9 protein-coding genes, 1 tRNA gene and 1 pseudogene are annotated in these 12,620 nt (G+C 73.7%); 8 read left to right on the top strand and 3 right to left on the bottom strand.

What is annotated here, in order from left to right:
• Positions 1–782 precede the first annotated feature (782 nt).
• The 3 genes from ACIA8F_RS17260 (at position 783) to ACIA8F_RS17250 (ending at position 5,236) form a co-directional block, all read left to right on the top strand.
• Positions 783–2,396, top strand: coding sequence for a hypothetical protein (locus tag ACIA8F_RS17260; protein WP_399379596.1), 1,614 nt, complete (start codon positions 783–785; stop codon positions 2,394–2,396).
• A complete protein-coding gene (locus tag ACIA8F_RS17255; RefSeq protein ID WP_399379594.1) occupies positions 2,393–3,736 on the top strand; it encodes an AAA domain-containing protein in 1,344 nt (447 codons plus the stop codon). Before ACIA8F_RS17260 ends, ACIA8F_RS17255 begins: the two co-directional genes overlap by 4 nt.
• A gap of 90 nt (positions 3,737–3,826) precedes the next feature.
• Positions 3,827–5,236 carry a signaling protein gene (locus ACIA8F_RS17250; protein ID WP_399379592.1) on the top strand — a complete coding sequence of 470 codons (1,410 nt, stop codon included), beginning with the start codon at positions 3,827–3,829 and terminating at the stop codon, positions 5,234–5,236.
• A gap of 96 nt (positions 5,237–5,332) precedes the next feature.
• Here the strand turns inward: ACIA8F_RS17250 and ACIA8F_RS17245 are convergent, their stop codons facing one another.
• Complete coding sequence (locus ACIA8F_RS17245) at positions 5,333–5,833, bottom strand: MarR family winged helix-turn-helix transcriptional regulator (protein WP_399379591.1); 501 nt, start codon at positions 5,831–5,833, stop codon at positions 5,333–5,335.
• Between the two features lie 107 nt (positions 5,834–5,940).
• Here ACIA8F_RS17245 and ACIA8F_RS17240 point away from each other — a divergent pair, with 107 nt between their 5' ends.
• Positions 5,941–6,510 carry an NADPH-dependent FMN reductase gene (locus ACIA8F_RS17240; RefSeq protein ID WP_399379590.1) on the top strand — a complete coding sequence of 190 codons (570 nt, stop codon included), beginning with the start codon at positions 5,941–5,943 and terminating at the stop codon, positions 6,508–6,510.
• On the opposite strand, the gene ACIA8F_RS17235 is transcribed toward ACIA8F_RS17240, so the two are convergent.
• Positions 6,500–7,762 (bottom strand): M20 family metallopeptidase, encoded by a 1,263-nt coding sequence (locus ACIA8F_RS17235; RefSeq protein ID WP_399379588.1) that lies wholly within the window; start codon positions 7,760–7,762, stop codon positions 6,500–6,502. The two genes, ACIA8F_RS17240 and ACIA8F_RS17235, sit on opposite strands and share 11 nt — an antisense overlap.
• A 147-nt stretch (positions 7,763–7,909) precedes the next feature.
• Between ACIA8F_RS17235 and ACIA8F_RS17230 the strand changes: the two genes are divergently transcribed.
• The 3 genes and pseudogenes from ACIA8F_RS17230 to ACIA8F_RS17220 all read left to right on the top strand — a co-directional run bounded on the left by ACIA8F_RS17230 (position 7,910) and on the right by ACIA8F_RS17220 (position 9,088).
• Positions 7,910–8,257, top strand: coding sequence for a hypothetical protein (locus tag ACIA8F_RS17230; RefSeq protein WP_399379587.1), 348 nt, complete (start codon positions 7,910–7,912; stop codon positions 8,255–8,257).
• Between the two features lie 181 nt (positions 8,258–8,438).
• A pseudogene (locus tag ACIA8F_RS17225) lies at positions 8,439–9,024 on the top strand (bifunctional DNA primase/polymerase).
• A tRNA-Lys gene (locus ACIA8F_RS17220) sits at positions 9,015–9,088 on the top strand. Before ACIA8F_RS17225 ends, ACIA8F_RS17220 begins: the two are co-directional and overlap by 10 nt.
• A 79-nt stretch (positions 9,089–9,167) precedes the next feature.
• Here the strand turns inward: ACIA8F_RS17220 and ACIA8F_RS17215 are convergent.
• A complete protein-coding gene (locus tag ACIA8F_RS17215; RefSeq protein WP_399379585.1) occupies positions 9,168–10,403 on the bottom strand; it encodes a M6 family metalloprotease domain-containing protein in 1,236 nt (411 codons plus the stop codon).
• A 399-nt stretch (positions 10,404–10,802) separates the two neighbouring features.
• On the opposite strand from ACIA8F_RS17215, the gene ACIA8F_RS17210 reads away from it, so the two are divergent.
• A complete protein-coding gene (locus tag ACIA8F_RS17210) occupies positions 10,803–12,617 on the top strand; it encodes a putative bifunctional diguanylate cyclase/phosphodiesterase (protein ID WP_399379583.1) in 1,815 nt (604 codons plus the stop codon).
• Positions 12,618–12,620: the final 3 nt, after the last annotated feature.

Genomic DNA, 12,620 nt, shown 5'->3' with positions numbered 1-12,620 from the left:
ACCGCGCTCGCGCTGCGCGAGGCGACCACCGCCGGGGCCTGGACCCTGCTCGACCACCCCATGCTCGCGCTGGAGGTGGCCGGCTCCCCCGCCTACCTGGAGCCGGACGCGGTCGTCGTGCACCCCGACGGGCGCTGGACCGTGGTGGAGATCAAGTCCTTCCCGATGATCGACGGGGCGGCCGACGCCGCGAAGGTGGGCGCCGCCGCCCGCCAGGCCGCCGTCTACGTCCTGGCCCTGGAGACCACCGCCGCCAAGGTGGCCGGGGCCGAGGTCGGGCACACCGTGCTGCTCGTCTGCCCCAAGGACTTCTCCAACCTGCCCACCGCCGCCCCCGTCGACGTCCGCCGCGAGCGCTCGGTCACCCGGCGCCAGCTGGAGCGGCTCACCCGGGTCGAGGAACTGGCCGGGGCCCTGCCCGCGGGCCTCACCTTCGACCCGGCGTGCTCCGCCGAGGAGCTGACCGAGGCCGTGTCGGCCGTGTCCGCCTCCTACGCCCCCGAGTGCCTGGCCGCCTGCGAGCTGGCCTTCCACTGCCGGGACCGGGCCCGCACGGCCGGCGAGGTGACCGCGCTCGGCCGCTCCGTACGGGGCGAGCTGGGCGGGCTGACCACCATCGAGGCGGCCCTCGCGGCGGCCTCGGGGTGCGGCGTCCCCGACGGGGCGGCTCCCGACGGCACCGGCACCGAGGACCCCACGGCCGCCGCCCTGCGGCAGGCCGCCCGGCTGCGCGCCGAGGCGCTGGAGCAGGCCCCCGCCCGCGTCCGCACGGAGGCCGCCGCATGTCCCTGCTGAACACCCTGGCCCGGCTGGAGGCCGTCCGCGCCGGGCGGGCCCAGCCGCTGGCGACCGTACGGCACCGGCATCTGAGCGAGCGCCCGCTGGTCTTCGTACCGCTGACCACGGCGGGCGAGGCCGGGGCTCCGCTGGGCGCGATGGTCGGCACCGATCCGGACCGGCCGCACGTCCTGGCCATACCGCAGCCGCGCGACCGGGACATGCGGTGGGCGTTCCTGGCGGAGCTGGCCGGGCACGTGGTCCCGTACATCGAGGGCTACGCGGACGCCGTCGAGCCGGTGGAGCGCACCGAGACCGACCCGGAGACGGGCAAGCGGGTCAAGGTGGAGGCCGAGCTCTGCCTGGACGCGCCGCAGCTGATCGTGCCGAGCCGCGCGGGCATCGAGTACGTACGGCTGCTGGGGCGGTCCATGCGGTTCCGGCGCACCGCCGAGGAGGATCCCGAGCACCCGTATCCGGCGCCCGCGCAGGTGCCGCTGCTGGGCCGCTGGTTCACGCACTTCGCCGAGCGCTCCCGGGTGCCCGGCTCCTCCCTGCTGCTGTCGGCCACGGACCTGCTGTCGCGGCACTGGGCGACCGGGCAGAGCAATCTGGAGGACCAGCACCTGGCGGCCCTGCTGGCGTGGATCGACCCGCCCGCGGGCGAATCCGGTGCCGAGCGGGCGCTGCGCGCGGAGCTCGGCCGGGACCCGCGGGGCCTGCTGCTGGTCCCGCCGGCGGGTCCGGCCACCGATCCGGCCTTCGACAACAAGCTGCTGGCCCCGGCGATCGCGAAGTTCGACGCGGCACGGGCGGCGGAGGCCGCCGGCGGGAACGGCGACGGACGGCGCGCCGCCGCCGAGCAGGCGGTCCGGCGGCTGGTCGTGGAGCAGATGGAGGGCACCTGGCGGGCGGTCTGGGAGTCGGTGGCCCTGCTGCGCGAACTGCCCGCGGGCGAGCGGGCCGAGGACCGCTGGACCGGTGACCGCTGGTCGTACACCGGCCACCGGGACCGGGTCCGGGCGGGCGAGGGCCCGCAGCCGCGCCGCGACGACGCGGTGACGGCGGCGCGCAAGCTCGCGGCGCGGGAGACCGAGCAGGTGCGGCTCGACGCCCAGGAGGCGCTGGACGACCTGCTGGTGATGGCGGGCCGGCGGCTCTCGGGCGAGGCCTTCGCGGGCGAGGTCACCGAAGTGGTCATGGAGTGGACCGAGTCGAAGCGGCCGAGCCCGCGCCCCCTGGTGTGGGTGGCCACGGAGGACCGGCCGCAGCTCCCCGAGGACGGCGGCGGCAGCGCCGGTACCGGCGGTCCGAAGGTGTACCGCTCGCTGGACGGGCGCCCGCAGAGCGCGCAGTTCGTGCGCCGCGAGGAGGACGGCCGGCTCGTGCTGCGCCTGCTCGACAAGATGGGCCGCGGCAAGGATCCGGAGCCGGGTTCGGTGCCGGAGAAGGGCGACCGGGTCTGCTGGACGCTGTTCGAGCACGATGCGCGCGGCGGCCCGAAGCTGCCGGACCCCGAGCGGACCCCGTGGACCCACGGCGGGCCGCCCGCGCACCTGACCGGCGGCACCCCCGTGCTGCCGCTCCCCGACCCCGTGACCGCCGAGGACCTCCTGTGAGCACCGCGAGCACCGCATTCGATCCGGGCGCGGCCGCCGGCCGGGCCACCGACGCCATCCTGCGCGACACCCTGCACGGCGCCGCCCGGGGCGTGGTGGTCGACTCCCCGCCCGGGGCCGGGAAGTCCACCCTGGTGGTGCGTGCGGCCCGGGACCTGGCGGCGGCGGGGCGTCGGCTGATGGTGGTCGCGCAGACCAACGCACAGGTCGATGACCTGGTGCTGCGGCTGCACGCGAAGGATCCGGGGCTGAAGGTGGGCCGGCTGCACAGCAGCGAGGGCGATGCCTACGATCCTGCGCTGCGCGACCTGGATTCGGTGGTCCTCTCGGCGAAGCCGGGGGACCTCGCGGGGCTGCCGGTCACCATCTCGACGGCGGCCAAGTGGGCGTGGGTCAAGGACGTGGAGCCCTGGGAGCACGCCATCGTGGACGAGGCGTACCAGATGCGCTCGGACGCGCTGCTGGCCGTGGCCGGGCTGTTCGACCGGGCGCTGTTCGTGGGCGACCCGGGGCAGCTCGATCCCTTCAGCGTGGTCGGCGCCGAGCAGTGGGCGGGCCTGTCCTACGATCCCTCGGCCTCGGCGGTGTCCACCCTCCTCGCCCACAACCCGGATCTGCCGCAGCACCGGCTGCCGGTGTCCTGGCGGCTGCCGGCTTCGGCCGCGCCCCTGGTCTCCCGCGCCTTCTACCCGTACACGCAGTTCCGCAGCGGCACGGGCCACGGCGACCGGCGGCTGTCCTACGGGGTCGCGGGCGACGGCTCGGGCCCCGACCGGGTGCTGGACGAGGCCGCCGAGTCGGGGTGGGGGCTGCTGGAGCTGCCGGCCCGGCACACCCCGCGCACCGACCCGGAGGCGGTCCGGGCGGTGGCCCTGGTGGTGCGCCGGGCGCTGGACCGGGGCGCGGTGACGGTGGACGAGCACCCGGGCGGCCCGTCCCCGCTGACGGCGGACCGGATCGCGGTGGGCACCGCGCACCGGGACCAGGCGGCGGCGGTCAGGGCGGCGCTGTGCGCGCTCGGGGTCACCGGCGTCACCGTGGACACGGCCAACCGGCTCCAGGGCCGCGAGTACGACCTCACGGTGGTGCTGCACCCGCTGTCGGGCCGCCCCGACGCGACGGCCTTCCACCTGGAGACGGGCCGGCTGTGCGTCCTGGCCTCCCGGCACCGGCACGCCTGCGTGGTCGTGGCCAGGGCGGGGATAGCGGAGCTCCTGGACGCCCACCCGTCCTCGGAGCCAGTGCAGTTGGGCGTGACGATGAAGTTCCCGGACGGCTGGGAGGCCAACCACTCGGTCCTGGCTCACCTGGCCGAGCACCGGGTGCTCTGGCGGCCGTAGCGCAAAGGCGGATCCGGGCCCCCGCTTCGGTATGTGAAAATCACGGCATCGTACAAGTGATCGTTCCAGAAGGGGGCTTGTCCTCCCGTCATGCCGTTGACCCGCCGTACCGTCCTGACCACCGTGGCCGCCGCCGTCCCGGTCATCGCCCCCGCCGCGGCCGCCCGGGCAGCCGGCCGTCCGGCCGCCCTCACGGCCGGTCCCCTCGCGGCCGGCCCCCTTGCCGGGAGCCCGGCCGGTCCGGGCCTGCACGCGGGGAACAGGTTCGACCTGCGGGCCGCGCCGGCCGACCTGTTCGGCAAGGAGATCCGGCTCACCCAGGGCAAGGTGCACCAGCAGGTCGCCTTCGACCAGGTGACCGGCCTCGCCTACGCGACGCAGCTCATCAGCGACGGCCGCCAACTCGCCGACGAGTCCGCCCCCGTGCCCGGCATCGAGCGTGAACGCCGGGGCGACCTGTGCATCAACGAGGTCGGCCCCGACGGCGCCGTCCGTGCCGTCATGTACCTGAGGGGCGTCGGCCACGGCGGCGGGCTGGGCGTCGAGCACGCCGACGGCCGCGTCTGGCTCTGGCTGGAGACCGACGCCAACCCCGTCTCCGACGGCTTCGCCTACGGCACCCGCATCGGCCGCGTCGCGTTCGCTCCCGATGCCGTCGTCGATGCGGGGAGCGCCGGCATCGAGGTGTTCGACCCCGTCCCGGGGACCTCCGGCATCACCCCGTCCCTGGATGCCGGGCGCGGCCGCATCGCGGTACGCCACGGGGCGCACGGCGCCGAGGAGTACCGCGTCTACGAGCTCGACGCCTTCAAGCGCCGGGCCTTCACCCCGCTGCACGCGTTCCCCGCGCGCTACCGCACCCAGGCCTGGTGCCTGGCCGGGGACCTCGTCTACCAGAACGAGGGCAGCGCCTACGGTCCGGCCAACCCGGCCCCGGGCAACTCCTGGTGGAACGTCTACGACGTCACCACCGGGCAGATGATCGAGCGGCGGTTCAACGCCACCGCCCTCGGTCTCTCCCACCGCGAGACCGAATCCATCACCGTCCGTCCGACGCCCGACGGGCCCCAGCTCGTATTCGGCTTCGCCACCCAAGAACCAGGACCGCGCCGCATGGCCCTCTATGGCATCACCAGCACCACCGACGGCACGGGCGAGCACGTCCCGTGGACCAACCTGGACTACGACACCGCCGTCTACGCGCCCAACTCCGGCAACTACGTTCCCCAGTACCGACAGCTGGGCAACCGCGTCGACCTCCACCTGCGGCTGGCCCGCGCCGACGGTGCCCCGTGGACCAACGGCGAGAAGGTCCTCACCCTCCCGCCGCATATCCGCCCCAACCGCACCCAGGGCCTGATCGGCGTCACCACCGGCTCCGGCGTCACGGACTCCCTCACCATCCGGTGGGAGGTCCTCACCGACGGCTCGCTCGTCGTCTTCGACCAGCGCAGGATCACCGGCTGGATCGGGCTCGACGCCGGCTTCTTCACGAGCTGAACCAGCTGAACCGGCCGAACCGGCCGAGCCGGCTGAACCGGCTGAACCGGCTGAACCGGCTGATCGCAGGCCGGGCCGCACGGGCCCGGCCTGCGATCAGCGGGTCTTGCGTTCGACGCCGAGGCGTGTGCGGAGCAGTTCGCCCACCTCGGCGAAGGTGCGCAGCTGCTCCGGGGTCAGGATGTCGATCAGGTGGCGGCGCACCGATTCCACGTGGAGCGGGGCGGCCGTCGTGATCGTGGTGACGCCCTGCTCGGTGAGCACCACTTCGGCGCCGCGCCCGTCGTCGGCGACCTCTTCGCGGCGGACGATGCCCCGCTGCTCCATCCGGGTGAGCTGGTGGGAGAGCCGGCTGCGGGACCACTGCATGAGGACGGCGAGGGCGCTGATGCGCATGCGGTGGCCGTCGGTGGAGCCGAGGACCGACAGGACGTCGTAGTCGGCTTCGGAGAGGCCGCTGTCCTGGGTCAGATCGCGCGCGATATTGGCGTTGACCAGCGGAAACATTCGCCGCCAGGCGTACCAGGCCTGCTGTTCGGGCTCGCTGAGCCAGCGCGGTGCGCTCTCGGTCCCGTGGCCGCTCTCTTTCTCGCTCATGGTCGGAGTCTAGACCGATACGTGACACGTCACCTATCTGGTTGACATGTCACCCACTCTCGCGCTTCCATAGGTGACACGTCAACAAAACTCTCAGGGGAGCATCCGTGAACCCGCACCCGATCCGCCTGCACGTCATCTCCGCCTCCGTCCGCCCCACCTCCGCCGCCCGCCCGCTGGCCCGGTGGGCCGCCGACCGGGCGCGGGAAGGGGGACGCTTCGAGGTCACCCCCGTCGACCTCGCCGAGATCGCCCTGCCCTTCCTCGACGAGCCCGCATACGCCTCCACCGGCGTCTACACCCATCCCCACACCCGCGCGTGGAGCGCCCTGGCCGACTCCGCCGACGCCTTCCTCTTCGTCCTGCCGATGTACAACGGCGGCTTCACCGCCCCCTTCAAGAACGCCATCGACTTCCTCCACCGCGAGTGGCAGGGCAAGCCGGCCGGACTGCTCTCCTACAGCGCGGGCGGCTCCGGCGGCGCCCCCGCGGCCCTGATGCTGCGGCCGGTGCTGGAGGCCGTCGGCATGGTCCCGGCCGAGGCCTCCGCGGCCGTTCCGGGCATCACGGAGCTGGTCACGGCAGACGGGTTCCGGGCCCCGGAGGGCCTCGCGGACCGGCTGGCGGCCGTACTGGAGGAGGTCACCACCCTGGCAAGGAGGCCGGTCAGCGCCTGACGAGCGTCCCGGCCAGGTGGTCGTACGCGACGTGCGCGTGCAGCCGTACGCCCGTGAGCAGGGTGTCGTCGTCGGCGTAGAAACCGGGGTGGTGGTTGCCCACCAGGCCCCGGCCGCCGGGGACGGCCACCGGTTCGCCGCTCGCCGGATCCAGGGCGGTGTCCTGGACCCCGAGCATCACGTAGAGCCCGCCGAAGCGGGTGATGAACTCGGAGACGTCGTCGTAGCCGAGCGTGCCGCCGACCTCCACCACCCGGTCCGCGCCCGCGACCCGGCGCATCGTGGGCAGCGCGGCCTCGACCCAGGCCGCGTCGTTGCACACGGCGGGTACGTCCTGGAGCAGCTCCACGGCCGCGGAGGCCCCGTAGGCCTCGGCCGTGTGCTCGGCCAGCACGGTCAGCCGGCGTTTGACCTCGGGCATGTCCCGCTCCTCGGCGCAGCGGATCGTGCCCCACAGGGTGACCGTCTCCCCGATGACGTTGAACCGGCCGACGTCCTCGATGTGGCCGATGGAGACCGTGACCGGGGAGAACGCCGACACCTGCCGGTAGAGCTGGCCGATCCCGGTCAGCAGCGCCCCGACGGCGGGCATCGGGTCGATGCCGTGCCAGGGCGAGGAGGCGTGGGACTGCCGACCCGCGACGGTGATGCGGACCAGGCAGGAGGCCCCGTACATCGGGCCGGACTTGTAGCCCACCCAGCCCTTGGGGTGCGGGGTGACGTGCATGCCGAAGGCCATCGTGGGGACCGGATCGGCGAAGGCCCCCTCGGCCACCATCAGGCGCGCCCCGCCCTCCTCGTCGACGGGCGGGCCCTCCTCGGCGGGCTGGAACACGAACAGCACCGTTCCGGGCAGCCGCTCCCGCACCCGTACGTCGGCCAGTGCGCGCGCGGCTCCGAGGAGCATCGCGGTGTGGCAGTCGTGGCCGCAGGCGTGCGAGGCCCCGCCGGTGGCGGCGAAGTCCGCGCCGCAGCGGTCGGGGACGGGCAGGGCGTCCATGTCGGCCCGCAGCGCCGCCACCCGGTCGCCGGGCCGGCCGCCGCGCAGCACCCCGACCACCCCATGCCCGGCGATGCCGGTCCGCACCTCGTCCAGCCCGAAGCCGGCGAGCTCCCGCGCCACGAGCCGCGCGGTGGCGGCCTCCCGGTTCGGCAGCTCCGGATTGCGGTGCAGATGACGGCGCCAGCCGATCACCTGCTCGATGCCCTCGTCACAGAGCTCGTCCAGCTCCTCGTGCACACCATCGGCCATACGTACGTTCTAGCCCATGCGCCGGGACCTCGGGCGCCCTTGCGCGAAGCTGGACAATGGACGGTGGCCCGGAAGCCTTTCGGGCCCCGGAGCCCCGGAGCCCCCTTCGGCCCGGAAGCCTTTTCCACGTCCAGCAGGAGGACACGCATGGCAGAGCCCGAGCGGACCGAGCGGAGGCTGCGGCCCGCGCAGTTGCTCTTCGAGCCGTCGGAGACCGTCACGGACCCGGAGCACTTCTTCGACCTCGAATCGATCGACGACCCGCGGGAACTGCTGACCCGGGCGACCGAGCTGACCCTCGCCTTCCGCGCCGCCCAGGAGCGGGCGGTGGAGTTCCAGGCGGTGGCCGCGGCGCAGCTCGCGGACCCGCGGCGGTTCGACCGGCTGCCGGCCTCGGCGATCGCGGAGCAGGCGGAGTGGACCGAGGACTACGCCCGCAAGATGATCGAGTTCGGCGAGTCCCTGCTGCGCGGCACCGCCCCCGAGGGCCCCTGAGGGCGGGGCCGGCCGTGACTGCGGCTCCGACCCGGACGTGCACACCACTCGCGACCGGACCCGTGGCCCGGCCGCGCCCCCTGGCATATGCGGGGCGCAACATACCCCAGTCCCACCCGGCCTGTCCCGGTTTCCCGTAACTCCCGGAGATCGGTTCGCTACCGCGGGTAGACCTGGACGCATGACGACCCTGACCGGCTGCCACGCGCTCGACCTGCGGACGACGACGACCGCCTCCGCGACCCACGTCACCCCGGCCGGGGCCGCCTGGCTGGCCTCGGCCTCCGCCCAGCCCGGAGGCACGCTGGCCGCCTGGCAGGCCCGGCCCACCGCGCCGGCCGTGCTGCCCTGCGGGACCGCCTTCGACGTCGTCAACGTCCCCCTCGTCCTCGGCCGCCGGATGCTCGACCTGCTCTGGGCCGAGGGCCCCGGCTCCGGACCGGCCGCCGTGCACCGCGGGCGCACCCTGCTCTTCGCCGCGCCCGGCACCGCCCACCGCCTTCCGGCCCTGCTGGCCTGGGAGGAGTGGAGCACCCCCGTGCCCGCCCCGCTCTGCCACGGCCCCGGGGACGCCGTCACGGTGCCCCCGCTGGCCGCCGACGGGGGGCCCTCGCGCTGGCTCGTGGCGCCCGATACGCGGCTTCCGTGGCTGCCCGGGCCCGAGGCGCTGCTGTGGGCCTTCGTCCGTGCCACCCGAGCTGCGGATATCGATTTTTCCGATCGCCGCCCGGGGTGCTAATGTCTCTCTCGTCACCAAGCGCCGCTAGCTCAGTTGGTTAGAGCAGCTGACTCTTAATCAGCGGGTCCGGGGTTCGAGTCCCTGGCGGCGCACAGACGGAGAAGGACCCCCACTCAGGTGGGGGTCCTTTTCGTATCCCTCCACGCGGGCCCGGCCGCTGCCCGCTGCCCGCTACCGCGTGATCTTCACCGTGTACGCGCCCGACTGCGTGCGGTCCGCCACCTCCACGGTGATCCGCTCCTCCGGGATGGTGAAGGTCTCCCCCACCTCCAGCGGGGCGTCCGCCAGCGGCGGGTACACCGACCGGTCCCAGCAGGCCTCGGTGTTCGGGTGCGCGTCCACGACCTCGATCGGCCCGCCGCCCGAGGCCGCCTCGTTGCGGACCCGGTAGATGAGGACCCCTTCGGTACAGGTGTCCCCGTCGTTGCCGGCGGAGCCCCGCGCCTCGACGGCGATGGCGCTGCCGGGGCCCGTACGGATCACCGCGAGGCGGGTGCCGCCCGTGCCGCCCGGGCGCGGGGCCTCGGACAGGGGCTGGAGGGTGTGCAGGGTGGAGCCGGACACCACGCAGTCCACCTGGGAGGCGTCCAGCCAGCCGAGCTTCCACTTCTGCCAGCCGAAGAGGTCCGGGGCCATGCCGAACTGGCTGCCCATGACGTCCCAGTCCCCGACATAGGTGTCCCAGTCGCCCTTGCCGTCCGAGGGGCGGTGGTAGAGGTCCGGCAGGTCGAAGACGTGCCCGGTCTCGTGGGCCAGTACGTTGCGGTCCGGCGGGTGCTTCTCGAAGACCGTGACGATGCGGCGCAGGTCGGCGCCGTCCGCCCGGATCGGCTGCTCGAAGTTGACGACCTTGGTGGCGTCGGAGTCCACCCCGGGCGCATCCGGGTCCGCGACGAAGTAGACGACGTCGTACTGGCTGAAGTCCACCGACGGGTCCGCTCCGGCCACGGCGTCGCGCAGGTAGGCGGCCCGGTCCGCCGGGGCCCAGTCGCGCTGTATCCCGTAGGCGGCGGACGGCTTCGGCATCTGGATCCACTGCTTCTGCGGGTGCGGGACCAGGCGGAAGCGGCCGTAGGAGGCCCGCTCGAAGAACTCGCTGGTCGCGGGGAAGTAGTCGGCGGTGAGTTCCTCGGTGGTCAGCGTGGTGCGGTGGTCGGGGAAGGAGAGGAAGACCATGACCGCGTTGAGGGTGCGCTCGGGCTTGGGGTAGGCGCCGTTCCAGCTGTCCAGGCCCAGGGAGTGGTGGGCCGCGGTACGGGTCAGCGCGCAGGGTCCGGCTCCGGGAGCGGCGACCGCGGGTCCCGCGACGAGCGACATGGCGGCGAGCGCCGTCAGGGAAGTGAGCGCCGCCGCCGTGGTTCGCATGCGGGAGCGGTCCACTCCCCCGGGTGTCTGCTGTCGCGGCACATCGACCTCCGGTGGTGGATTGATACCTCTTCATCCACCTTGGGGCGATTGTCTTACTAATGCCCTGTTCCGCTGCCCCACACGAGTGAGCACTAGGGCAAGCCGGTGACGCCGGGTTTCGCACATGCGCCTACGGAAAGTCACGATCGATCAGGTCGGATCAGCGGTGGGCGCCGGATGCTCACAGCCGCACGGAAACGATCATTCGCCGTCAGGCCGACGAACCGTCATCACGCCGAACTCCCGCGCCCCGCACGGCGTCGCCGCTGGATAGGGCCGTACGGGAACCTCTATGATCGGCACACTTTCCTGCACGGACACTCACACGCACTGCGGGAGCCAACGGTGAGCGGAACCCCAGACGGAACCGGTTCGGCGGCCGACAGCATCCGACCGGCCATGACGCAGCGTCACCCGGCCGTACCGGCGGCGACGGCAACCCCGGACCGCGCCGAGCACCGGGCCGACTTCCGGGCCGCCTTCCACGCGGCCCACCTCCCCATGGCCGTCGTCGACCGCACCGGCCACATCGCCGGAGCCAACCAGGCCCTCGCCGCGCTCCTCGGCTCCGAGCCGCAGCTCCTCGCCGGGCAGTCCGCCGCCGAGCTGGTCGACCTGGCCTCCGAGGCCCGGACCTGGCAGGCCTACAAGGAGGTGCTGCGCGGCCGGCAGGCCCGGCTCCGCTGCACCCGCCGACTCAAGCACCCCGACGGGCACTCCCTGTGGACCGAGATCACCCTCGGCCCCGTACCCGGCACCGGCGACGTGCTGCTCTCCGTCGCCGACATCAGCGACCGGCGCGACCTCCAGGCCCGGCTGCGCCACCTCCAGATGCACGATCCGGTGACCCGGCTCGCCAACCGGGCGCTGTTCTTCGAGCGGCTCTCCGCCGCCCTGGAGGCCTCCTCGTACGGGCAGGGCGGCACGGGCCGGATCGGGCTGTGCTACCTGGACCTCGACGGGTTCAAGGCCGTCAACGACACCCTCGGCCACCGGGTCGGCGACCGGCTGCTGACCGCCGTCGCCCAGCGGCTCACCCAGTGCGCCGACCAGTCCGGCTACGGGCGCACCGGCGGCCATCTGGTGGCCCGGCTCGGCGGCGACGAGTTCGCCCTGCTGGTCGAGGAGTCCACCGGCACCGAGCAGCTCGCGGACCTGGCGCGCAGCGTCCTGGCCGCCGTCCAGGAGCCCTTCGACCTGGCCGGGCAGCGGCTGTCGGTCTCCGCGTCCATCGGCGTGGTCGAGCGGGCGGCCGCCGGAACCTCGGCGACCGGCCTGATGCAGGCCGCGGACACGACCCTCTACTGGGCCAAGGCCGACGGCAAGGCCCGCTGGACCCTCTTCGACCCCGAACGCAACGCGCACCGCATGACCCGCCAGGCCCTGTCCTCGACCCTGCGGCCGGCCGTGGAACGCGGCGAGTTCATCGTGGAGTACCAGCCGCTGGTGGACCTGGAGAGCGGGGCGGTGCGCGGGGTGGAGGCCCTGGTGCGCTGGAACCACCCGCAGTTCGGCCTGCTGACGCCGAATCGGTTCATCGGAATTGCCGAAGAGGACGGCTCCATCGTCCAGTTGGGCCGCTGGGTGCTCCGGACCGCCTGCCGCCAGGCCCGGCGCTGGCAGATCGAGCAGCCCAGCGACTCCCCCGTCTTCGTCTCCGTCAACGTGGCCGTCCGCCAGGTCTGGGACTCCGACCTCGTCGGCGACGTCGCCGAGATCCTCGCGGAGACCGGCCTGGCCCCCCAGCTCCTCCAGCTCGAACTGACGGAGTCCGCCGTCATGGGCTCCGCGGGCCGGCCGCTCCAGGCCCTCCAGGCGCTGAGCGACATGGGGGTGCGGATCGCCATCGACGATTTCGGCACCGGCTACTCGAACCTGGCCTACCTCAGCCGCCTGCCCGTCTCCGTCCTCAAACTGGACGGCTCCTTCGTCCGCGGCTTCCGCTACGAGGAGGGCTCCCACCCGAACCCGGCCGACGAAACCATCGTCGAAGCCCTGGTCCAGCTCGCCCACCGGCTGGGCCTGACGGTGACCGCCGAATGCGTGGAAACCGCCGGCCAGGCGGCCCGCCTGCGCCGCGTCGGCTGCGACACCGGCCAGGGCTGGCTGTACTCCCGGGCGGTGGCCCCGGAGGCGATCGCCGCCATCATCAGCCGCCAGGCGGCCGCGGGCCCCGCCCAGCCGGAGGGACCCGCGCCGCACCCGGAGGTCTGACGC

Origin of the sequence: Streptomyces sp. NPDC051563, from assembly GCF_044454225.1 — a bacterium.
Lineage (GTDB): Bacteria > Actinomycetota > Actinomycetes > Streptomycetales > Streptomycetaceae > Streptomyces.
Note: the sequence above shows the minus strand (reverse complement) of the source record. Positions and strands in the feature narration are given on the sequence as shown.